The sequence below is a fragment of the Duganella sp. HH101 genome, assembly GCF_001758795.1.
Taxonomy (GTDB): Bacteria; Pseudomonadota; Gammaproteobacteria; order Burkholderiales; family Burkholderiaceae_D; genus Rugamonas; species Rugamonas rivuli.
In genome coordinates this window covers 114,632-136,835 of sequence record NZ_LRON01000001.1, presented here as the reverse complement: position 1 = coordinate 136,835, position 22,204 = coordinate 114,632, and the positions used below count along the sequence as shown (strand labels likewise).

Below are 22,204 nucleotides of genomic sequence, written 5' to 3'. Positions count from 1 at the left end.
TATAATGTCGGAGGCGGCTGGAGTAGCTAGCCTCACACCCAATGCATGTCCAAAAAACCAATTCGGGAGCATTACAATGAAAGCACAACAAAAAATTCTGCTGGCAGCCTGCGCGCTGGCTGTTCTGAGCGCTTGCAGCACCCCAGCCCCAGTCGTCGCTCCGGCACCGGCTCCAGAGCCAGTCAAAGCCGCACCGGCCGCACCAGCACCTGCACCAGTGGCCGCGCCAGTCGCCGTGTCCCTGCCAGCCTACCTGGACCCGAACAGCTCGATCTACAAGAACCGCAGCGTGTTCTTCGACTTCGACAAGTACACCGTCAAGCCTGAGTTCACCGCTCTGGTAGCCGACCACGGCAAATTCCTGTCGGCCAACCCGAACGTGTCGATCAAAGTCGAAGGCAACACCGACGAACGCGGCGGCGCAGAGTACAACCTGGCCCTGGGCCAGAAGCGCGCACAAGCCGTCATCACCGCCCTGAAAGTACAAGGCGTGAAAGACACCCAGATGGAAGCCATCAGCTACGGTAAAGAGAAAGCCACCGGCAGCGACGACGCAGCCCGCGCCCAGAACCGCCGCGCCGACATCGTGTACCCAAGCAAGTAATCCAAGCTTGATGTAGTATGAGGTAAGCTAAAGCGCCCGGCTCAACAGTCGGGCGTTTTTGTTTTGGGGCTCTCTCCTAAGAGAGCTGTGCAAGAGCAATGTGTTCGTTATGCTGGAAGTTTCCATTCACCCTCAAAACTGTTGAAGGAAGTTTCATGAAGAACCTCACTACCGCAGCCGGCGCGCCGGTCGTCGACAACCAAAACACCCAGACCGCCGGCCCGCATGGCCCGGTCCTGCTGCAAGATGTGTGGCACCTGGAAAAGCTGGCCCACTTCGCGCGCGAGGTGATACCGGAACGACGCATGCACGCCAAGGGCTCCGGCGCCTTCGGCACCTTCACCGTCACCCACGACATCAGCAAGTACACGCGCGCCGCGCTGTTCTCCGAGATCGGCAAGAAGACCGACATCTTCATGCGCTTCTCCACCGTGGCCGGAGAACGCGGCGCCGCCGATGCCGAGCGCGATATCCGCGGCTTCGCCGTCAAGTTCTACACCGAGCAAGGCAACTGGGACGTGGTCGGCAACAACACGCCGGTGTTCTTCTTCCGCGATCCGCTCAAGTTCCCGGACCTGAACCACGTCGTCAAGCGCGACCCGAAGACCAATCTGCGCAGCCCTGAAAACAACTGGGACTTCTGGACCCTGCTGCCGGAAGCCCTGCACCAGATCACCATCGTCATGAGCGACCGCGGCATCCCGAAAGGCTACCGCCACATGCACGGTTTCGGCAGCCACACCTTCAGCTTCATCAGCCCTAAGAACGAGCGCTTCTGGGTCAAGTTCCACTTCGTCTGCCAGCAGGGCATACAGAACTTCAGCGACGCCGAAGCCACCGAGGTAGTGGGCCGCGACCGCGAAAGCTCGCAGCGCGACCTGTTCGACGCCATCGAGAACAAGGACTTCCCGCGCTGGAAACTGGCGGTGCAGATCATGCCGGAGAACGAGGCGTCCAAGGTGCCGTACAACCCCTTCGACCTGACCAAGATCTGGCCGCACAAGGACTATCCGCTGATCGACGTCGGCGTGCTGGAATTGAACCGCAATCCGGAGAACTACTTCGCGGACGTCGAACAGTCGGCCTTCTCGCCAGCCAACGTGGTGCCGGGCGTGAGCTTCTCGCCAGACAAGATGCTGCAATCGCGCCTGTTCTCGTATGGCGACGCCGCGCGCTACCGCCTGGGTGTGAACCATCACGCGATTCCGGTCAACGCGCCCAAGTGCCCGTTCCACAGCTATCACCGCGACGGCGCCATGCGCACCGACGGCAACCACGGCGCCGGCACCTCGTATGAACCGAACAGCCGTGGCGAATGGCTGCAGCAGCCGCAGTTCGCCGAACCACCGCTGTCGCTGGAAGGCGCGGCCGGCCACTGGGATCACCGCGTCGACACCGACTACTATTCGCAGCCGGGCAATCTGTTCCGCCTCCTGACCGCCGAGAAGAAGCAACTGCTGTTCGAGAACACGGCGCGCGCCATCCACGGCGTATCGAAGCCGGTGCAGCAACGCCATATCCACAACTGTACGCAGGCCGATCCGGCTTACGGTGCGGGCGTGGCGGCGGCGATCGCTGCGCTTGAAGGCAAATAAATCAACCTTGTACAAATAGTAAATGCCGGTAAAATGGAGCACCTTGCCGCTCCGTTTTACCGATGCCCTCCCTACTCTTCCGCCTGGCCTTTTGCGCCCTGCTGCTATGCCCCTGCACCGTCCGCGCGCAGGCTGTCGCGTGGCTGTGGGACGAAGCGCTGCTGCCCGCATGGTCGGCGCCGGAAGCGGCCATCCTGCAACGCCACATCCTGCTGACCGGCGACACCGCGCGCACCCGTCCACGCATGCGCCAGCCCTCAATGCCCGCCGCCACGCGGGTGACACCGGTGCTGCATGTGGAAGTCAGCACCGTCAATCCACCGCAGAATATTGAAGCCAGCCGCGCGATGATCGTGCAGGCGCTGCTCGACGCGGCCGCAGTCAGCACGTCCGGCTGGGTGCAGCTGGATATGGAGGCCAAGCCTTCGCAGCGGGAGTTCTATCGCTCGCTGGTCAAACAGCTGCGCGCCGCGCTGCCGCCGCACATCAAGTTGAGCGTGACCGCGCTGGCCTGGTGGTGCCGTTCGCCGGCCTGGCTGGACGGGCTGGCCGCCGACGAAGTCGTGCCGATGTTCTTCCGCATGGGCCGGGACAACGCCGGCATGCGCGCCATCGTCGAACAATCGCCCGCGACGCTGCACGCCAGCTGCCGCGCGGGCAGCGCGGGATTCTCTCCACAGGAACCGTTCGCACCGCAAGTCGCGGCGCGATATCATAAAACCTACTGGTTCGACCGCCACGCATGGAAGCGTGCCGGCGCGGACCTGTCGCCGCTTTCAAGGAGCACTCCATGACACATCGTCTTCGTCCACTCATCATCGCTGCGGCGCTGCTGGCCTGCGCCAACGCCGGCGCCAGCGGCGGCGGCTCGTGGGATTCCTACGTCGCCCGCAGCGGGCCGGATATCGCGCTGGGCCGCTATCAAAACGGCGAGCTGGGTGTGCTGATGCCGACCTACGAGCGGATGTACCTGTACACCGCCTGGCGCAGCGTGCTGCTCGGCCCGGACGACATGAAAGCCGCGCCAAATCCGCAGGGTGGCCTGCTGCGCGCGATCGGCAGCCGTAACGGCGGCTGGGTCGAAGCGGGCGAAGGCAAGAAAGTCTATGCCGCCTGGCAGGCCGCCATCGGCACCGCGCTGAAGCAGGCGCCGGTCGCTCCCAAGGACGACGACAGCATGGCCAACGGCTACCTCACTTGTCCGCTGGGCAGCTACACCTTCGCCACCGCCACCTTGAACGACCTGGCGCGTCGCAGCGATGCGACGCCGGCCCGCCTGAATGCATGGATCGCGACGCAGCGCCAGGTCTTCAAGTTCTGCGGCGACGACGCGGAAGCGCAGCGCAACCGCTACGATGGCGTCAAGCGCGTGATACCTGCGCCGGTCGAGCTGCCGGCCACGGAGGCGCTGTACTGGCGCCAGATGCAGCAGTACCAGCTGGCGTCGGCAGCCTTCTATGGCGAGAACTACGCGTTGAGCGGCAGCCTGTTCGCCAAGATCGGCGCCACCGACAAGCATCCGCTGCGCCAGTGGGGCGAGTATCTGAACCTGCGCTCGCAGGCGCGTGCCGCCGTGTTCGTGCCGGGTCCGAACGCCGACCAGGCGATCTGGCAGGAGCGGCTTGACGCCCGCCGCGAAGGCCCGGCCGCAGCAGCGGTGCGCTTGGCTGCTGCGCAGAAGAAGCTGGCCGTGATCCAGGCCAGCGCCGATCACATCCTCGCCAATCCGGAGCTGTCGTCGCTGCATGAGGCCAGCCGCGCCATCGTGCGCAGCATGCAGGTGCGGTTAACGCCGACGCTGCGTTTTGCGGAGCTGAGCAAGCTGCTGGACGATCCGCGCGCCAATCCGTATCTGGACGATCACCTCGGCGACTGGCGCGTGCTGGCCAACGACCTGCTGCAACCACCCGTCGCCGAACAGGCCGACGCCCGCCCCGCCCTGCGCGGCAGCGCCAGCTTTATCGACTGGATGCAGACCATCCAGGCCTGCCAGGAATATCAGGCCAAACGGAGTTGCGCGGTGGAGCGCGCGCACGCGACCGATCAGTGGAGCCGCTACGCCAAGCAAGGCAACAAGGCGCAGGCGCGCGTGTGGATGCTGGCGGCCGTCATGCTGTCCGATACGCTGACGCCGGAATTGGAGAAGGCCGTGCAGCAGGCGCCTGTTTCCGCGCCTGAGTATCTGACGCTGCGTTATGCGCTGGTCCGCCACTACCGCCTGAGCAAGCAGGCCGACAAGGCGCGCACGCTGGGCGACGCGATTCTGAACGGCCCAACGCTGGCGGCCAACCGTTCCGTCAGCGCGCGCAACCAGTTCCTGCAGGAGCGCTTCGCGGTGGCGTCGTCGGCGGCGGATGCTGCCAACTATCTGCTGCGCACGGAGAGCCGCGATCTCGACCCCGATACCGGCGAGTTGGCCAAGGCCAGCGAGGAACCGGGCGCCACGCCGGCCGCGGCGCGGGTGGACATCGCCGCCGACGGCATCCGCTGGTTGAACAGCGGCCTTTCCACAGCCGACCTGTCGGCGCTGGCCGCGAACCAGAAGCTGCCCAAAGCCCTGCGCGCGCGCATCGCCATCGCAGCGTGGATGCGTGCGGACCTGCTGGGCCAGGACGAAACTGCGCTGGGCGCAACCCAGCAAATCGAACAGAATGCGCCGCTGCTGACGAACGTGATGCAGAAGTACCGCAAGCTGGCGGGCACGCCTGAGCATCGCTACTGGATGCTGGTGAACGCGCTGAAGTACGGCTTGTCGCCGATGTATAACGGCTATGCCGGCGAGCTGGCCGCACGCGCGCCGGATGACACGCTGGCCGACATGTGGTGCAAGGTGCCGGCCAAGGCTGGCGACAGCTACGGTGAAAACACCGACGCCGAACATACGCTGCCGATGCCGGACCTGGGCAACGGCGCCGCCCGCGACAAGGAGCTGGCGCAGCTGTCCACCTTGAAGACGGCCACCGGCTACATCGGCGACCAGATCCTGCAGCGCGCCACCGCCGTGCCCAACGACCCGGAGCTGCCGTGGCTGCTGTACGTCACGGTCCAGTCGACGCGCGGCGGCTGCCTGGACGCCGATTCCAAGACCTTGTCGAAGAACGCCTTCACGCTATTGCACAAGCGTTACAAGAACAATGAATGGGCGCGCAAGACGCCTTATTTCTATTGAGCGGAATCAAACGCGGGGGACGATGAAGGATTAGCATGGCGCCTTACTCGATCAGGACTTCACACCGTAAGGGCCACGCCCGAGCGCTCCAGCAGCAGTTCGCAGCGCGGCGACAGGTGCCGGACCTGCAAGGCCTTGCCGGCCCTGGCGTAGCGCTCGCGCAAGGCGGACACCGCCACCACCGCCGAATGATCGACCAGCCGCAGGTGACGGCAGTCCAACGTCACCGCCTGCGGATCGCCCTGCACGTCGAACAGCTCGTCGAAGTGCGCGACCGAGGCGAAGAACAAGGTGCCATGCGGCGTGTAGTGCTTGACGCCGTCGGCTCCCTGCGCCACATCGGCGCGGATTTCGCGCGCGTGGCGCCAGGCGAAACCGAGCGCCGCGATCACGATCCCGCACAGTACAGCCACCGCCAGATCGGTCGCCACGGTGATGGCCGTGACGACCACGATCAGCAAGGCGTCATGGCGCGGCACCTTGCCCAGCACGCGCAGCGAGCCCCAGGCAAAGGTCTGCTGCGCCACCACGAACATCACGCCCACCAGCGCGGCCAGCGGGATGCGCTCGATCAGCGGCGACAGAAACAGTATAAACAGTAAAATCATTACCCCGGCCACCACGCCGGACACCCGCGTGCGGCCGCCCGAACCCAGGTTGATCATGGTCTGGCCTATCATCGCGCAGCCGCCCATGCCACCGAACAGGCCCGAAACCATGTTCGCCGCGCCCAGCGCCACGCATTCGCGATCCGGCAGGCCGCGCGTTTCCGTGATTTCATCGGTGAGATTGAATGTCAGCAGTGTCTCCAGCAGACCGACCACCGCCATCAGCAGCGCATACGGCAGCACGATGCGCAGCGTCTCGACGGTCATCGGCACCATCGGGGTCTGCCACACCGGCAGGCCGCCGGCGATATGCGCCATGTCGCCCAGCGTGCGCGCCGGCAGGTGCAGCAGTTGCGACAGCACGCCCACGCCCACAATCGCCACCAGGGCCGGCGGCACAGCCTTCGTCAAACGCGGCAGCAGGTAGACCACCGCCATGGTCAGCGCCACCAGGCCGCACATCCACACCAACGCATCACCCTGCATCCACGCGCCGCCAACTTTAAAGTGCTGCAGCTGCGACCAGGCGATGACGATGGCCAGGCCGTTGACGAAGCCCAGCATCACCGGATGCGGCACCATGCTGATCAGCTTGCCCAGCCGCAGCAAGCCAAACATCAGCATGATGAGCCCGCTCAGCACCACCGTCGCCAGGAAATATTGCAAGCCATGCCGGGCGACCAGCGCCACGATAACCACCGCCATCGAGCCGGCGGCGCCGGAAATCATGCCCGGACGGCCGCCGAACAGCGCAGTCATCGTACAAATGAAGAACGCCCCGTACAGTCCGACCAGTGGATTAAGCTGCGCGACCAGCGCAAAAGCGATGCATTCGGGTACCAGAGCGAAGGACGTGGTCAAGCCCGCCAATGCGTTTCTGGAAAAATTAGTTGGTGACATGGAAATATTTAGGGCGGAAGATGATGTGAAAACACAACAGAGGCAGCATTTTACACGCCTATATTCGCTTTCCGATCGCCATGGGTGAACTGGCGCACATTCAGAACGAGGGCGAGCCGGGCACAATGACATCGCATACTACTTAACCCTAGCCAGCATCGCCGCCGCCATGACTACTCTGATAACTGCCACCTACGCCCTACAAAGACAGAAAATCGCCGTGGAGAGGACGCTGTATGCGCGTTCTGCGGAAGAATCCCAACTTGCCGCCCGCTGGGCCAGCGCCTGGCATAAACTGGTGCAACGCAAGCTCGACCAGGCCCAGGCCATTCATCTAGAGCCGCGCATGGACTATGCCGGCTTCAGCATGCAGCCCCGTTCCCGGGTGCTGCACTAATCCTTACGCTGCGTATTGCATGGGCGTCGTCGCACCGGAACGCGCTGGCTGATAGCAGCTACCGGCGCGGCGTTCCATCAGGTCGCGGTCCAGCACCGTGACGCAGCCGCGGCGATACGCGATCAACCCTTCCTCGGACAATTTGCCTGCCGCGCCGGTGATGCTTTCGCGGCGCACGCCCAGCATATTGGCGATCATTTCCTGCGTTACCTTCAACTCGTTAGTCGTCGAGCGGTCCAGGCGTTCGAGCAGCCAGCGGCACAGCTTCTGTTCGATGCTGGTGTGACGGCTGCCGGCGACGCTCTGCGCCAGCTGGGCAAACATCGCGCTGGTATAGCGCATCAACAGCTGGGCCAACGGACCGCCGCTGTAGAAGGCTTCGCGCAGCACGTCGGTGCGCAGGCGGTAGCCGTAACCGGCGCACTGCACCACGGCCGAGTAGCTGGCGCGTTCGGCCGGATACAGCGCCACGCCCACCACGCCCTCGCTGCCGACGACGGCGATCTCGGTGCTGGCGCCGTCTTCCATCACATATTGCAGGGAGACGATGGCGTTGGTCGGGAAGTAGGAATACTCCACTTGATCGCCGAAGTCGAACAGATGCTTACCTGCGGGCAGCGTTACCAGTTCGAGATCGCCAAACAGAGCGATCAGATCTTCGCGTGACAGGGCGCGCAGCAAATCGTTCTGTTGCGCGCCGATCAGGCTGATGGTTGAGCCAGGGGTTGCCTTGAATTGGGTGCTGTTCATGATGCGCCTCTTGTGTCTGATTGATCCTTCGAATCATGTCGTGTGGATCACAGCGGCGAATTCGCCTTGCCGATGTAGACACTGTATCCGCGCACCCAATCAGCGGGTATAGGAGCACCCTGTAGTCCTATGTAGGTTATGAACATTGCAAAATGTCATCTTTGTCCTACGCACGGAGCTGGCCGCTTCGTATTTAGAAGGTGGCGCGCAACTGGACGTAGGCCATGCGCGGAGCGCCCACCATGCGGCCGGCGTTGCCGTCGACGTTGCGGGTGTAATAGCGCTTGTCGGCGATGTTGTTGACGCCTGCCATGACTTCGTAGCCTGGCTTGCCCGGCAGCTTCCAGCTCAGCTGAGCATTCCACAGGCGGAAGCCCGGTACTACGCCGTTGCTGCCGTTGGCCGCTTCGGCCACGGTGTTGGCGGCATCCGAATACTGCTTGCTTTGATGCGTGGTCGACAGGTTCGCCGTCCATGCGCCCACGCGATAGCGCGCGCCCAGCGTGTCGGTGTTGCGCGAGTAGAACGGCACGTCCATGCCGGCGGTCGTGCCGGAGTCCTGGATCGCCCGGGTGTAGGTGTAGTTGGCGTACACGTTCAGCCCGGCCAGCGCGCCGGCCTCGTCGAAGCTGTAGTCGGCCGCCGTTTCGACGCCGTCGTGGTTGGTCGCGCCGAGGTTGCGGAACACGGCCGGCGTCGTGCCTGGCACTTGCAGAATCTGGTTGTCGAACTTCAGCTTGAAGGCCGTCACTTCGGCATTGACCGCCCCGCTCTTCCAGCGCGCGCCCAGTTCGGCCGTCTTGGCCAGCTCCGGTACCAAAGGATTGGTCGGCGTCTGCGAGTTCAGCTGGGTGTTCTGCACCGGCCCGAACGACGTGGTGTAGTTGGCGAACACAGTCAGATCGCGGTTCACCAGATAGGCCACGTTCAGCGACGGCAGCGCCTTGCTGTTCTCGGTCTCGAAGGTCGACTTCGCATTGAGGTCCTTGCGCTCGGACTTGATGTGCTCGTATCGCACGCCCGGCGTGATGCGCCATGCGCCCACGGCGATGCGGTCGTCGATGTAGACGGCATGCGCGCCGGTGCTGTTGACGAAGGTCGAGATCGCTCCCTTGGCGCCGGTGGACACGGTCTGGATGTAGTTGTTGTCGTCGCCCCGCTCGCGCAGGTAGCGGTAGCCCACCGTCACGTCATGCGTCAGGCCGCCACCGGCGAAGCGCTGCGTGTAGCGCGGCTCGATGCCCAGCACCTCGTAATTGCGCGGCTGCCAGGTCAGCTGGGTCTTGGCCGCGTTGATCAGCGAACTCTGACGGAAGCTGTCGCTGTAGTAGGCCTTGACCTCCAGCTCCTGCGTGGCCGACAAGGTGTTCAGGTAGCCGACATCGGCGCTGCGGCGGTCGCCGCTCCAGAAGTCGGTGGGCCGCGTGTTCTGGAACGGATCGGCGTTGTACTGCGCCACCGTCAGGCCACCCGGCGTGCGCGAATTGACTTCGTAGTAGGACAGCTTGGCGTTCACCTCGCTGTGCGGCGTCAGCTGATAGCGGAACTTCAGCGCCAGGTCGTTGACCTTCTCGCCGCTGCCGACACGCCATTCGCTGCCTGCCATGCCCGAGTACAGCACCGCCACGCCCAGCCCGCTCTGCTGCTGCGTGCCGACGAAGGCGCTGTATTGGCGGTTCTGGCCACGCTGGCCAAAGTCGTTGTAACGGAAGCTGGCGTCGCCGCTCACGCCCGCCGTTTCAGGAATCGAACGGCTGCGAAAATTGATGATGCCGCCGACGTTCTGCGGGCCGTAGCGCACCGCGCCGCCGCCGCGCACCACGTCGATCGATTCGATGTTGTTCAGGCTGACCGGCGCGAACGACAGTTGCGGCTGGCCGTAAGGCGCCACCGCCAGCGGAATGCCGTCGAGCAGCACGGTCGAGCGTGGCGAGTAGCGCCCCGTCAAGCCACGCACGCCGATGTTGAGCGAGACCGCGCTGCCGGCGGTGCCGGAATTGTCGGTGGCCTGCACGCCCGGGATGCGGCGCATCACGTCGCCGATATCGGCGGCGCCGGTGTTGTCGATGTCTTCCTTCCTCATCACGGTGCGGGCGCCGGCGAAGTTCTTCACGCTGTTCTGCAAACCCGATCCCAGCCAGCTGCCCGACACCTGGATCGATTCGATGGGCGCGGCGGCTTCCTGTGCGTGGGAAGACAAGGCCAGCAAGGACACGGCGGTGGCGATCAGCGAACGTTTGAACGGTAGGGTAGTCAGCGGCATAGTATGGGGCAGTTCAGTTTTAACGACGTAAATGATAACACTTCTCATTCTCAAATGTAAGGTCGTGGGACTTTGTTATAATTAGAGCCATGCACAAATTCGTGAAACGCCGGACACTGTACCTCTGGATCGCCATCATGGCCGTCCTGTTCAGTGCACTCGCGCCTGCTGTTTCACGCGCCATGACGCCGTCTTCACCTTACGGCTACGCCGAGATCTGCTCGGTCGACCAGGTCAAGAAATCCCCGGCCCAGTACGACCACACCGCAGAACATTGCCCGTACTGCGCCACCCACGGCGGCACGCACGCGCTGCTGCCGCCTGTCATGGCCAGCTTCGCCGTCATCGGCGGCCATGACTACTACCCGCCGCTGTTCTACAGCGCCCCGCGACCGCTGCACAGCTGGAGCGCCGCCAAACCGCGCGGACCGCCCGCCCGTTCCTGATCGTCTGCCGTATCCGCTGCCGCCCGCCGCCATCGCGCGCGGGCGACGGTCATCATCCCAACATCAGGAACACCATGAAAACGACCATGTCACCATTGGCGCTGGCGCTGCTCGCCGCCTTCTCCACCCTCGCCTGCGCGGAGGACGCGCCCGTTCATTTACTGGGCACCGTCACCATTACCGGCAACCGTCCGACGTCGCTGCCGACGCAAATCCCGACCACGATTGAAGGCATCACCCAGGCCGAAATCGAAAAGACCATCAACGCCACCGACGCCGAAGACGCGTTGAAATACCTTCCCAGCCTGCTGGTGCGCAAGCGCTACATCGGCGACTACAACCACGCCGTGCTGTCCACCCGCGCCTCCGGCACCGGCAACAGCGCGCGCTCGATGGTGTACGCCGACGGCATCCTGCTATCCAACTACCTGGGCAACGGCGCCAGCTTCGCGCCGCGCTGGGGCATGGTCAGCCCGGAGCAGATTGATCGCGTCGATGTGCTGTACGGCCCCTTCTCCGCGGCCTACGGCGGCAACTCGGTCGGCGCGGTGGTCGATTACGTCACCCGCATGCCGACCAAATTCGAAGCCCACGCCAAGCTGACGCTGACGCATCAGCCCTTCGACCTGTATGGCACCAGCGACAGCTACGACGGCAAGCGCGCCAGCGTCGCGCTGGGCGACCGCCAGGACGCCTGGTCGTGGTACGTGGACCTGAGCCGCACCGACAGCGAAGGCCAGCCGCTGACCTTCCCCGCCAAGAACGTCGGCAAGCCAAGCGGCGCGGGCATCCCCGTCACCGGTGCGGTCGCTGGCCTGGACCGCACCAACAGCAACTGGCTGCTGCTCGGCGCCGGCACCCGGTACCACACGGTGCAGGACCAGTTCAAGGCCAAGCTGGCCTACGACTTCTCGCCGACGGTGCGCGCCACCTACACCTTCGGCCTGTGGCGCAACGATTCCGAAGGCCGTCCAGAAAGCTATCTGCGCGATGCGGCAGGCCGCCCGGTCTACTTCGGCACCGTCAACATCGCCGGCAGCAGCTACACGCTGGGCGCGACGGACTTCAACGTGTCGAATGAAAAGCTGCAGCACTTGATGCACGGCCTGACCGTCAAGTCCAACACCAAGGGCGTGTTCGACTGGGAGCTGGCCGCCAGCCTGTACGACTACGACAAGGACCGCCTGCGCGCCGCCACCGTCGAACTGCCCGGCGCATTGGCCGGAGGCGCGGGCCGCATCGTCAACCAGGGCGGCACCGGCTGGAACACCTTGTCGGCCAAGGGCGTATGGCGTCCGGATGCCGCGCACGTGGCGGAATTCGGCTACCAGCGCGAGGCCTACAAGCTGGCCAGCATCGAGAACACCACCAGCAACTGGATCGACGGTGCACCGGGCGACCGCAACTCCGCCTTCACTGGCAAGACAGAAACCAACAGCCTGTATGCGCAGGACAGCTGGAAGTTCGCGCCTGCGTGGAAGACGGTGCTGGGCATGCGCTACGAGCGCTGGACCGCGCACGACGGCGCCACCTCCAACCGCGCGACGACCAAGCCGCATCCGGAGCGCAGCGAAAACTACCTGTCGCCGAAAGCCGCGCTGGCGTATCAGGCCAGCGACGAGTGGGTGCTGAAAGCCTCGCTGGGCCGCGCTGTGCGCATGCCGACCGTGTCCGAGTTGTACCAGGGCGGCATCAATGCAAGCGGTCAGCTGATCAACAACGATCCGAATCTGAAGCCGGAAAAATCGTGGACCACCGAGCTGACAGCGGAACGCCGCCTCGCCTCAGGCCAGCTGCGCCTGACCGCGTTCGGCGAACGCACCAAGGACGCACTGTACTCGCAAGTGAACGTGCTGGCTGGCGCCTCGGTCAGCACCGTGCAGAACGTCGATCGCATCAACACCAAGGGCCTGGAAGCCGCCTACACGGCGGACAATGTCTGGGTGCGCGGCCTGGGCCTGAGCTCCAGCCTGACCTGGACGGATTCGAAGATCGCCCGCAACGACAAGTTCGCCGCCAGCGTGGGCAAATGGCAGCCGCGCATACCCGAATGGCGCGCCACCGGCGTCGCCAACTACGACGTGAACGACCAGCTGTCGCTGACGCTGGCGGCGCGCTACAGCGGCCGTCAGTACTCGACGCTCGATAACACCGACGTCAACGGCTTCGCCTACATGGGCGCCAGCAAGTACTTCACCACCGACGTGCGCGCACGCTACCGGATCAACCGCCAGTGGAGCGCGGCACTGGGCATCGATAACCTCAACAACTACAAGTACTGGAACTTCCACCCGTATCCGCAACGGACCTACGTGGCGGAACTGAAGTTCGATCTCTAAGCGGCCAGCCCGCAGGCGCAATCGGATTTTTTCGACTGCGCCTGCCCTGACATTTAAACATTCATGTGATATACTTCTTTACGTCGAAACCACACATGGACCGTAAAATGCTCAGCAACGAACACAAAGCCATCATCAGCGCCACCGTCCCGATTCTCGAACAAGGCGGCGAGGCGCTGACGCGCCACTTCTACCTGACGCTGTTCCGCGACTTCCCCGAAGTGAAGCCCATCTTCAACCAGGCCAACCAGGCGGACGGCAATCAACAGCGCGCACTGGCCAACGCGGTGCTGATGTACGCGAAGAATATCGAACGGCTGGAGCAACTGGGTCCGCTGGTTTCCACCATCATCAACAAGCATGTGTCGCTGCAGATCCAGCGCGAGCACTATCCGATGGTCGGCGCCTCGCTGCTGAAGGCGATCCGCGAAGTACTGGGCGCGGACACCGCCACCGACGCGGTGCTGGAAGCATGGGGCGCGGCTTACGGTCAACTGGCCGACATCCTGGCCGGCGCCGAGCAAAGCATCTACGAGAAGAACGCTGCGGCGGAAGGCGGCTGGAGCGGCGCGCGCGCGTTCAAGGTTGTATCGAAGACGGCGGAGAGCGACGAAGTCACCTCCTTCGTCATGCAGCCTGCGGACGGCGGCAAGGTGGTGGCGCACGCGCCGGGACAGTACATCGGCCTGCTCGCCATGGTGAACGGCGAAGAGCAGCGCCGCCAGTACTCGCTGTCCGCAGTGAGCAACGGCAGCAGCTACCGCATCAGCGTCAAGCGCGAGCCGGGCGGCGCGGTGTCCAACTACCTGCACGACCATGTCGGCGTGGGCGACAGCCTGCAACTGTTCCCGCCGTCGGGCGACTTCACGCTGGCGGACAGCGACAAGCCGCTGGTGCTGATCAGCGGCGGCGTCGGCATCACGCCTACGCTGGCGATGCTGACGGCGGCGCTGACCTCCGGCCGCCGCATCCACTTCATCCACGCTGCGCGCCACGCCAACGTGCACGCCTTCCGCGACCACATCGACGCGCTGGCGGCGCAACACCCGCAGCTGCAACGCTTCTACTGCTACGAAGCGGCCAACGACAGCGGCCCGCAGCCGCACGCCACCGGCTACATCGACCAGCAGAAACTGGGCGCCTGGCTGCCGGAGACGCGCGACGTCGAAGCCTACTTCCTCGGCCCGACGCCGTTCATGAAGGCCATCAAGTCGCACCTGCTGGAACTGGGCGTGCCGCAGTCGCAAACCTACTACGAGTTCTTCGGCCCCGCAGAAGCCCTGGGCTGATCTTTAGCCGGGCGTGATAAGATGTCGGTGCTTCATCCACTAACACCGACATCATGCATACCCCAGTAGCAGACCAAGCAGAAACCCTGATACGTGCCACCGGCGCCCGCGTAACGCGCCCGCGCGTCACGGTGCTGGAGTTTCTGCTGGCCCAGCACAAGTCGCTGACGCATCACGAGATCCACGCCCAGCTGTCCGACGCCGCGCTCGACCCGGTCACGCTGTACCGCGTGCTGGAATGGCTGACCGAGAACGAACTGGTACACCGCATCGCCGGCGCCGACACCGTCTGGCGCTTCAGCGCCGGCGCCGGCCACCACTCGCACGAACACGCCCACTTCCAATGCACCAGCTGCGAGGAAGTGACCTGCTTTACCGAGGTCGCCCTGCCGCGCAAGATCAAGCTTCCCGAAGGCTTCCAGAGCCAGGAAATGGACTTCCTCATCAAGGGCACCTGCCCGCACTGCGCCAAGCGCTAACTCCCGCAATCCAACGCATTCCTGACGACAGGCCCCGGCAAGGGCGGCCTGCCGCATCGTCACGCCCATCCGCACCTTTATCTTCCTCGCAGAAATTTTAATGCAACTGTATTGCATTAACAATCCAGACCAACTATGATGCAGTTCGATTATGCAAGTCAATTGCATTAGCGAGTATCCCATCAATCCCCGCGCGCACGCGCAACCACCGCGAGAATCTCATGTCCAAGCTCGACACCCGGCTGCCGGTCACAGTCCTTTCCGGCTTTTTAGGCGCCGGCAAGACCACCCTTCTCAACCACGTGCTGGCCAACCGCGAAGGCCTGCGCGTCGCCGTCATCGTCAACGACATGAGCGAGGTGAATATCGACGCCTCGCTGCTGCGCAAAGGCGCGGAGAACGCAGGCGCCGCGCTGTCCCGCACCGAAGAGAAGATGGTCGAGATGAGCAACGGCTGCATCTGCTGCACGCTGCGCGAAGACCTGCTGCTGGAGGTGCGCAAGCTGGCCGCAACCCAGCGCTTCGACTACCTGCTGATCGAATCGACCGGCGTCGGCGAGCCCATGCCCATCGCCGCCACCTTCGATTTCGAGGATGAACACGGCGACTCGCTCAACCACATCGCCCGCATCGACACCATGGTGACGGTGGTCGACGCCCTCAACCTGCTCAACGACTACCACAGCACCGACTTCCTGGCGCAGCGCGGCGAGACCGCCGGCGAAGGCGACGACCGCACGCTGGCCGCGCTGCTCTCGGAGCAGATCGAGTTCGCCGACGTCATCGTCGTCAGCAAGACCGACCTGGTCACGCTGGAGCAGTTGGGCGAAGTCCGCGCCGTCATCAAGGCGCTCAATCCCACCGCCGCGATCACCTATGCGGAACAAGGCCGCGTGGCCCTCGACAAGATACTCGGCACCGGAAAATTCAACCTGGAGCGCGCCAGCCAGATGGCGGGATGGGCGCGCGAACTGGCCGGCATCCACACGCCGGAAACCGACGAATACGGCATCGACAGCTTCGTGCTGCGCGACCGCCGGCCCATGCATCCGCAGCGCTTCGACCAGTTCCTGGACCAGGCCTTCCCGGGCCTGATACGGGCCAAGGGCTACGTCTGGCTGGCCAGCCGCCCCGAATGGGCAGTGGCCTATTCGCGCGCCGGCAAAATCGCATCGGTGGAGCCGGTCGGACAATGGTGGGCAGCCAGCGGCAAGGAGAACTGGCCGCCTGAGGGCGACCCGGACCGCCTGGCGATAGAAGCCGTATGGGCCGAGCCGTATGGCGACCGTCTCAACGAACTGGTATTCATCGGCCGTCACATGGAAGCAGCCGCCATCGAAGCCGCGTTCGACGCCTGCGTACTGACCGAAGACGAACTCGCCGCCGGCGCCACCGCATGGCGCAGCTACGACGATCCCTTCCCGGACTGGAACCGCGAAGACGACGAACCACAAGCACTATCCCACCAAGACTAACCAAGACCGCACCATGAACCTGACCATACGACCTTTGGCCGCAGCGATCTCGCTGGCCCTGGCCACCGGCGGCTACGCGTGCGCGGACGACGCCACCATGCCGACCGTGACCATCAACAGCGCCCGCAGCAGCCTCGATCCCGACCTGCCGACCACCAGCGTCACCAAGACGCAGGAAGAACTGCGCCAACAGCAGAACATCTTCAACCCGGAAGACGCGCTGCGCAACCTGCCCAGCATGACGATCCGCAAGCGCTATAGCGGCGACCGCAATGCGCTGGTCGGCGGCCGCAGCTTCTCCACTACGCAGGCGCCGCGCGCGCTGGTGACGATGGACGGCTATCTGCTGTCGAACTTCCTGGGCCGCTTCGATGCGCCACGCTGGAACATGATCGCGCCGGAAGAGATCACCCGCATCGATGTGCTGTACGGCCCCTTCTCCGCGCTCTATCCAGGCAACGCCATGGGCACCACCATCGCCGTCAGCACCAGCCGCCCGACCCGGTTCGGCGGCGCGGTGCGCCTGGCAATGCAGGACCAGGGCTTCGACCAGTACGGCGACAAAGGCCACTACCGCAACTACCAGGGCTCGGCGCTGATCGGCGACAGGCTCGCTTCCGGCCTGTGGTACAAGCTGATGCTCAACCATCAGGACTCGACCAGCCAGCCGATGGGCTACTACACCGTCACCGCCAATGCGGCAGGCACATTCCCTGCGCCGGCGGGCGGCGCGGCCACGCCGGTGACAGGCATCCGCTACGACAGCGGGCCTTTCGGCGCCAGGCGCGCCATCTTCGGCGCCAACTCAGGCGCCATCGACCACACGCAGCAGAACACCGCCAAGGCCACCTTCGGCTACGACTTCTCGCCGGTGCTGGGCGCGGAAGGCTTCGTGGCGTGGTGGGGCAACCAGAGCGTAACGCGCAACCAGACCTTCCTGCGCGATGTGTCCGGCGCCAGCGTATGGTCCGGCCGCGTCACCGATGGAACCAATGTCTTCGTGCTTCCGGCTGCGGCCTTTGCGCCGTACACGCGGGATGAGCACCACGGCCAGGCCGGCCTGACAGTCAAGAGCCGCTACAAGGCTGGCTGGAACGCCAGCGTTTCCGCCAGCGTGTATCGCATCCTCGACGACGTGCAGCGCAACGCCGGCAGCGCCGATCCGCTTGCGGCCAGCGGCGGCGCGGGCAACGCGGTGGTCCGCGACGGCAGCGGCTTCGGTTCCATCGACCTGCAATCGACCTACACGCCGACGCCGGGCGACTGGACCGGCGGTGCACACGCCCTCGCCTTCGGCCTGCACGCGGACGACTATCGGCTCAAACAAACCACCCGCAACACTGCCGACTGGCGCAACGCCAACGGCCCGGAAGCGCAATTCGTCGGCGGCGAGACCCAGGTGCTGGCGGCATACGGCCAGGATGCATGGCGCTTCGCGCCGCACTGGCAAGCCACCTTCGGCCTGTGCGCCGAATCGTGGGAAGCCACCAACGGCGTGCAGCGCGTGGGCGCGGCCGCGCAGCCCTATCCACGCCGCAGCGAACAGGCCTGGTCGCCGAAGTTCTCGCTGGCCTGGGACGCGTCGGCCGACACCACGGTGCGTTTGTCCGCAGCGCGCGCAACCCGCTTCGCCACCGTGGCCGAACTGTTCCAGGGTACGGCGGCCGGCAGCAGCATCATCGTCAACGATCCAAACCTGAAGCCTGAACGCTCCAACGCGCTGGAGCTGATGGCGGAACAGCGCTACGCGTTCGGCAACCTGCGCGCCTCGCTGTTCCAGGACGACGTGCGCAACACCATCTGGAGCCAGCTGAATCTCAACGTCTTCCCCAACGTGACCAATGTGCAGAACGTCGGGCGCGTGCGCACGCGCGGGTTGGAGCTGGCCGGGCAGATCGACAGGCTGAACATACAGGGCCTGAGCGCGGACGCCAATATCGCGTTCAGCAAATCCACCATCCTGGAGAACGACAATTATCTGCCTTCCATCGGCAAGAACTGGGCGCGCGTGCCGCGTGTGCGCTCCGCCACCACGCTGACCTACGCGCCGGCCGACACCTGGAGCGCCTCCGCAACCTACCGCTATGCCGGCGCGCAGTTCAACGAGATCAATAACAGCGACTACAACTCCGACGTCTACGGCGGTGTCTCCCGCGTCAGCCAGCTGGATGTGCGGCTGCTGATCAAGCCCGCCAAAGGCACGGAAGTCGCCGTCGGCATCGATAACCTCAACAACAACCGCGCCTACCAGCTGCATCCCTACCCGGGACGCACGCTGTCGGCCGAAGTGCGCTACGCCTTCTAGGGAGCCCGCATGATACGCATCGAACAACTGAGTAAACGCTACGACGGCCGCACCGTGGTCGACGCACTGGACCTGCACGTGCACGGCGGCGAGATCTACGCGCTGCTGGGGCCCAACGGCGCGGGAAAATCGACCACCATCGGCTGCCTGCTGGGCTTTGTGGAAGCCGACGGCGGCAGCATCCGCCTGGCCGGCTCCAGTCTGCCGCCGGCTCGCGCCGCCGTCGAACATGCCGCCTACATCGCCGAGAACATCGCGCTGTACGAACGCCTGACCGGCGTGGAGAACGTCGAGTTCTTCATGCGCCTGCTGGGCAAGCGCCCAAGCCGCGCGCAGATCGAAGCGCTGCTGGAACGCGCTGGCCTGCCGGAACACGCCTGGCACCGCATGGCCTCCGGCTATTCGAAAGGCATGCGCCAGAAGGTCGGCATCGTCATGGCGCTGGCCAAGGGCGCGCAGGTGCTGGTGCTGGACGAGCCGACATCCGGCCTCGATCCCGAGGCCAGCGTGAGTTTCGGGGAGCTGGTGCGCTCGCTGGCCAAGGATGGCGCGGCGGTGCTGATGGCGACGCACGACCTGTTCCGCGCACAGGAGCTGGCGGATCGTTGCGGCATGCTGGTGGGTGGCCGACTGGCCGGTGAATGGAGACTGGGAGAATTGAATGCAGGCGAACTTGAATGTAACTACCTTGACATCCTCGCCCGCCGCAACTGAGCGGGACAACCGCGCCGGCTGGCGCGCATGGGCCACCGCCTGCCATGGTGCATGGCAGGCCGATTGGCGCGAACGGCGCCGCGACTGGCGGGTATGGCTGGTGATCGGCCTGGGCCTTGCGCTGGCCGTGTGCGCGGCGCTGCTGTCGTCGCTGGAGTTGAACGCCACGCTGGCGGCGCGCGCCGACGCGCAACATGCGGAGCAGGAGCGCTGGTCGCATCAGGGCAGGAAGTATCCGCACGCGGCGGCGCATTACGGCGTCTATGTCTTCAAACCCTTGTCGGTGCTGGCCGCGCTGGATCCCGGCGTGGAGCGCTACGTCGGCTCCAGCGTATGGCTGGAGGCGCACAAGCAGAATGAGCTGATCTACCGCCCCGCCGACGACGAACCCGGCGCCACGCGGCAATTCCGCCTCACGCCCTCATTCGTGCTGCTGGTGATCGCGCCGATGGCGATGGTCTTCCTCGGCTTCGGCATGTTCGCCGGTGAGCGCGAACGCGGTACGTTGGCATCGCTACGCATCAATGCTGCCCCGCTGTCGGCCATCGCCTTGGCGCGGGGGGCTGTGCTGCTATGCTTGGCCGCGACGCTGGTACTGCCTGCGTGCCTGGCGGTAGGCGCGCTGGAATGGTCGACGGCGGCCCACTCCCCCTTCAGCGATAGCGCCGCACGCGCAGCGCTGTTCGCGGGCGGCTACGTGCTCTACCTGTGCACCTGGGCGGCCTTGATAGCGGGCGTTTCGGCATGGGCGCCATCGCTGCGCGCAAGCCTGGCGGTGCTGATCGGACTATGGGCCGCCACCACCTTGGTGCTGCCGCGCGCGGCCATCTCGCTGGCCCAACTGGCGGCGCCGCTGCCGACGATGCAGCAGTTCCGTGCCGATCTAGACGCCGCACTCGGCACGCCTGACGATCCCGAGCAGGCGAAGCGCGACCAGCAGCAACTGTTGCAGCAATATGGCGTCAGCGATGTCAAGGACTTGCCGGTCAACTGGGCGGGCATCAGCCTGCGGCGCGGCGAGGAACACGGCAACCGCTTGTTCGATGCACACTACGGCCGCCTGTTCGCCGCCATGCGCAGCCAGGACAACGCGGCCGCGCTGGCCGGCTGGCTGTCGCCCGCAGTGGCGCTGGCCGGCCTGTCCGGGGCAGCCGCAGGCAGCGACACGGCGCACCACCTCCAGTTCGTCAACGGCGCCGAACAGCAGCGCCGCGCGATACAGGAAGTATTGAACCTCGCGATCACCGCCAATCCGGAAAAGAACGGCGCGCGTTATGACGGCGACCAGGCGTTGTGGGACCGCGTGCCGCCGTTCCGATTCACCTACGCGCCGCTGGATCTGGACTCGCTGGCGCTGCGCCAGGTACTGCCGCTGGCATTCATCTTCCTTGCAAGCCTGCTGCTGGGCGGTACCGGCTTGCACCATCTCCGTCGCGGAAGCTTACGATGAAACAGATATTGACCTTGATTGTGTACGACCTGCGCATCCAGCTGCGCGAACGCGGCAGCATCGTCTTGATGCTGGTTGCACTGCTGCTCGCGGGCTTCGGCCTGTTTGAAGGTGCGCGCTTCGATCGCCACCAGCGCCAGGCCACCGCCGCAGCGCAGGCCCAGGAGACGCAGGCGCGCAGCGACGCGAACTCGCTGGCGCAGCGCTACTTCGCCGATCCTGGCGCAGCTGAGTTCAAAGGCCTGCAATGGTTCCGGACCGCCATCGACGTGCGCGGCTATGCGTTCCGCGAGCATGTCGGCTTTGCCGCCAAGCCGCATACCGCAGGCTCCGCACTGGCCGTGGGCCAGGCGGACCTCCAGCCTGCCTATGTGCGCGTGCGGGCTGAATCCATGCAGTCCGCACGCACGACGGTGGAGATCGAACATCCGGCGCGGCTGTCGGCTGGCCGCTTCGACCTGGGCTTCTTCATCGTTTATCTGTGGCCGTTGATATTGCTGGCGCTCTGCACGTCGGTCCTGACGCAGGACCGTGAAAGCCATCGCCTGCGGGCCTTGCAGCTGCAAGGCGTACGCCAGGGCCGCATGCTGGCTGCACAGGTGATGGCCCGAACGCTGGGCGCAAGCGCGCTACTACTGGTATTCTGCACGGCCGCCTCGCTGCTCGTCGGAGCGGTGGCGCCGGACGCCGCCGGTCTGTACGCGCTGGCCGTGTGGGCCGGCATCGTGCTGCTCTACTCGGTCTTCTGGGGCACGGCGGCGATTGCCATCTGCGCGGCCTGCGACAACCGCATGATGGCTGCATTCGCCGGCTTCGGCGTGTGGCTGGCGTTGGCGGTCATGCTGCCTGCGGCCTTCACCGCAGCGATCCAGATTGCCGCGCCGGTGCCGGAACGCGAGCGTTATGTTCAGGCGATGCGCGACGCCGGCGACCGCCTGCCCGGCGGCTTGCAGCGCCTGGACCGCGCCGTGGCGCTGGAGGGCCAGATGGTTGCCGTCGACAATCTCTTCCAGCGGGCCCACTCGCACAGGCAGCAGCTGTTCGACCAGGCGCTCGCCTTCAGTCCAGTCACGCTGGCCTATGAGAGCATGGCGGCCATCGCGGGCAACGACAACGAACGCCATCAACAATTCATGGCGGATGTGCAGCAGCACCAGCGACGGCTGCGCGGCTACTTCCAGAACGCCCTCCAGATGGCGGCGCTGGGCGATGCGAAACACCATTGCACTGCCACCTGCCTTGGCGGCTACGGCTTCCTGGACTTCGACGGCGTGCCGCGTTTTACCGCATCCGCCGCGATGAGCGAATCGCCGCAAGCGCCGCCGCAACTGGCCGCGCTTGGTTTGTGGATCGCCGCTCTGCTGATGCTGGCCGCCGTGCTGCTGAAAAAAAATCGCCGCCGGACCACTCGCTGAAACGGC

At 65.0% G+C, this 22,204-nt stretch carries 17 protein-coding genes; 14 read left to right on the top strand and 3 right to left on the bottom strand.

What is annotated here, in order from left to right; genetic code table 11:
• The first annotated feature begins 76 nt into the window (after positions 1-76).
• The 4 genes from DUGA2_RS00435 (at position 77) to DUGA2_RS00420 (ending at position 5,368) form a co-directional block, all read left to right on the top strand.
• A complete protein-coding gene (locus DUGA2_RS00435; RefSeq protein ID WP_070266582.1) occupies positions 77-604 on the top strand; it encodes an OmpA family protein in 528 nt (175 codons plus the stop codon).
• Positions 605-759: 155 nt separating this feature from the next.
• A complete protein-coding gene (locus tag DUGA2_RS00430) occupies positions 760-2,199 on the top strand; it encodes a catalase (protein ID WP_070266581.1) in 1,440 nt (479 codons plus the stop codon).
• 62 nt (positions 2,200-2,261) lie between these two features.
• Entirely contained in the window at positions 2,262-2,993 is a 732-nt protein-coding gene (locus DUGA2_RS00425) for a hypothetical protein (RefSeq protein ID WP_070266580.1), read from the top strand.
• A complete protein-coding gene (locus DUGA2_RS00420) occupies positions 2,990-5,368 on the top strand; it encodes a hypothetical protein (protein ID WP_070266579.1) in 2,379 nt (792 codons plus the stop codon). The genes DUGA2_RS00425 and DUGA2_RS00420 overlap by 4 nt, the downstream gene beginning before the upstream one ends.
• A 59-nt stretch (positions 5,369-5,427) precedes the next feature.
• On the opposite strand, the gene DUGA2_RS00415 is transcribed toward DUGA2_RS00420, so the two are convergent.
• Positions 5,428-6,876, bottom strand: a complete 1,449-nt coding sequence (locus DUGA2_RS00415) for a SulP family inorganic anion transporter (RefSeq protein WP_070266578.1) — start codon at positions 6,874-6,876, stop codon at positions 5,428-5,430.
• A gap of 169 nt (positions 6,877-7,045) precedes the next feature.
• On the opposite strand from DUGA2_RS00415, the gene DUGA2_RS00410 reads away from it, so the two are divergent.
• A complete protein-coding gene (locus tag DUGA2_RS00410; RefSeq protein ID WP_070266577.1) occupies positions 7,046-7,273 on the top strand; it encodes a hypothetical protein in 228 nt (75 codons plus the stop codon).
• 3 nt (positions 7,274-7,276) lie between these two features.
• Here DUGA2_RS00410 and DUGA2_RS00405 read toward each other — a convergent pair whose 3' ends face one another.
• Together DUGA2_RS00405 and DUGA2_RS00400 are read right to left on the bottom strand one after the other, a co-directional pair.
• Positions 7,277-8,023: a Crp/Fnr family transcriptional regulator gene (locus DUGA2_RS00405; protein ID WP_070266576.1), complete on the bottom strand. Its 747-nt coding sequence runs from the start codon at positions 8,021-8,023 to the stop codon at positions 7,277-7,279.
• A gap of 193 nt (positions 8,024-8,216) precedes the next feature.
• Positions 8,217-10,286, bottom strand: coding sequence for a TonB-dependent siderophore receptor (locus tag DUGA2_RS00400; protein WP_070266575.1), 2,070 nt, complete (start codon positions 10,284-10,286; stop codon positions 8,217-8,219).
• A gap of 101 nt (positions 10,287-10,387) precedes the next feature.
• On the opposite strand from DUGA2_RS00400, the gene DUGA2_RS00395 reads away from it, so the two are divergent.
• From DUGA2_RS00395 to DUGA2_RS00355, 9 genes are all read left to right on the top strand, one after another.
• Positions 10,388-10,732 (top strand): DUF2946 domain-containing protein, encoded by a 345-nt coding sequence (locus DUGA2_RS00395; protein ID WP_229212159.1) that lies wholly within the window; start codon positions 10,388-10,390, stop codon positions 10,730-10,732.
• A gap of 74 nt (positions 10,733-10,806) precedes the next feature.
• Positions 10,807-13,071, top strand: coding sequence for a TonB-dependent receptor (locus DUGA2_RS00390; protein ID WP_070266573.1), 2,265 nt, complete (start codon positions 10,807-10,809; stop codon positions 13,069-13,071).
• A 107-nt stretch (positions 13,072-13,178) separates the two neighbouring features.
• On the top strand, positions 13,179-14,360 hold the full coding sequence (hmpA, locus tag DUGA2_RS00385) for an NO-inducible flavohemoprotein (RefSeq protein ID WP_070267075.1): 1,182 nt from the start codon (positions 13,179-13,181) through the stop codon (positions 14,358-14,360).
• 53 nt (positions 14,361-14,413) lie between these two features.
• Entirely contained in the window at positions 14,414-14,839 is a 426-nt protein-coding gene (locus tag DUGA2_RS00380) for a Fur family transcriptional regulator (protein WP_070266572.1), read from the top strand.
• A gap of 221 nt (positions 14,840-15,060) precedes the next feature.
• A complete protein-coding gene (locus tag DUGA2_RS00375; RefSeq protein ID WP_070266571.1) occupies positions 15,061-16,314 on the top strand; it encodes a GTP-binding protein in 1,254 nt (417 codons plus the stop codon).
• 13 nt (positions 16,315-16,327) lie between these two features.
• Positions 16,328-18,619, top strand: a complete 2,292-nt coding sequence (locus tag DUGA2_RS00370; protein WP_083296149.1) for a TonB-dependent receptor — start codon at positions 16,328-16,330, stop codon at positions 18,617-18,619.
• Positions 18,620-18,628: 9 nt separating this feature from the next.
• Positions 18,629-19,333 carry an ABC transporter ATP-binding protein gene (locus DUGA2_RS00365; RefSeq protein WP_070266569.1) on the top strand — a complete coding sequence of 235 codons (705 nt, stop codon included), beginning with the start codon at positions 18,629-18,631 and terminating at the stop codon, positions 19,331-19,333.
• Positions 19,293-20,783, top strand: coding sequence for a DUF3526 domain-containing protein (locus DUGA2_RS00360; protein WP_168167743.1), 1,491 nt, complete (start codon positions 19,293-19,295; stop codon positions 20,781-20,783). Before DUGA2_RS00365 ends, DUGA2_RS00360 begins: the two co-directional genes overlap by 41 nt.
• On the top strand, positions 20,780-22,198 hold the full coding sequence (locus DUGA2_RS00355; protein ID WP_070266567.1) for a DUF3526 domain-containing protein: 1,419 nt from the start codon (positions 20,780-20,782) through the stop codon (positions 22,196-22,198). Before DUGA2_RS00360 ends, DUGA2_RS00355 begins: the two co-directional genes overlap by 4 nt.
• Positions 22,199-22,204 lie beyond the last annotated feature (6 nt).

What these genes read in the sequence shown, in the direction of transcription:
- DUGA2_RS00425 (WP_070266580.1), top strand. Translation starts at nt 2,262, where the DNA reads ATGCCCTCCCTACTCTTCCGCCTGGCCTTTTGCGCCCTGCTGCTATGC.
- DUGA2_RS00405 (WP_070266576.1), bottom strand. Translation starts at nt 8,023, where the DNA reads ATGAACAGCACCCAATTCAAGGCAACCCCTGGCTCAACCATCAGCCTG.
- DUGA2_RS00375 (WP_070266571.1), top strand. Translation starts at nt 15,061, where the DNA reads ATGTCCAAGCTCGACACCCGGCTGCCGGTCACAGTCCTTTCCGGCTTT.
- DUGA2_RS00390 (WP_070266573.1), top strand. Translation starts at nt 10,807, where the DNA reads ATGAAAACGACCATGTCACCATTGGCGCTGGCGCTGCTCGCCGCCTTC.
- DUGA2_RS00380 (WP_070266572.1), top strand. Translation starts at nt 14,414, where the DNA reads ATGCATACCCCAGTAGCAGACCAAGCAGAAACCCTGATACGTGCCACC.
- DUGA2_RS00355 (WP_070266567.1), top strand. Translation starts at nt 20,780, where the DNA reads ATGAAACAGATATTGACCTTGATTGTGTACGACCTGCGCATCCAGCTG.
- DUGA2_RS00365 (WP_070266569.1), top strand. Translation starts at nt 18,629, where the DNA reads ATGATACGCATCGAACAACTGAGTAAACGCTACGACGGCCGCACCGTG.
- DUGA2_RS00370 (WP_083296149.1), top strand. Translation starts at nt 16,328, where the DNA reads ATGAACCTGACCATACGACCTTTGGCCGCAGCGATCTCGCTGGCCCTG.
- DUGA2_RS00430 (WP_070266581.1), top strand. Translation starts at nt 760, where the DNA reads ATGAAGAACCTCACTACCGCAGCCGGCGCGCCGGTCGTCGACAACCAA.
- DUGA2_RS00400 (WP_070266575.1), bottom strand. Translation starts at nt 10,286, where the DNA reads ATGCCGCTGACTACCCTACCGTTCAAACGTTCGCTGATCGCCACCGCC.
- DUGA2_RS00415 (WP_070266578.1), bottom strand. Translation starts at nt 6,876, where the DNA reads ATGTCACCAACTAATTTTTCCAGAAACGCATTGGCGGGCTTGACCACG.
- hmpA (WP_070267075.1), top strand. Translation starts at nt 13,179, where the DNA reads ATGCTCAGCAACGAACACAAAGCCATCATCAGCGCCACCGTCCCGATT.
- DUGA2_RS00435 (WP_070266582.1), top strand. Translation starts at nt 77, where the DNA reads ATGAAAGCACAACAAAAAATTCTGCTGGCAGCCTGCGCGCTGGCTGTT.
- DUGA2_RS00420 (WP_070266579.1), top strand. Translation starts at nt 2,990, where the DNA reads ATGACACATCGTCTTCGTCCACTCATCATCGCTGCGGCGCTGCTGGCC.
- DUGA2_RS00410 (WP_070266577.1), top strand. Translation starts at nt 7,046, where the DNA reads ATGACTACTCTGATAACTGCCACCTACGCCCTACAAAGACAGAAAATC.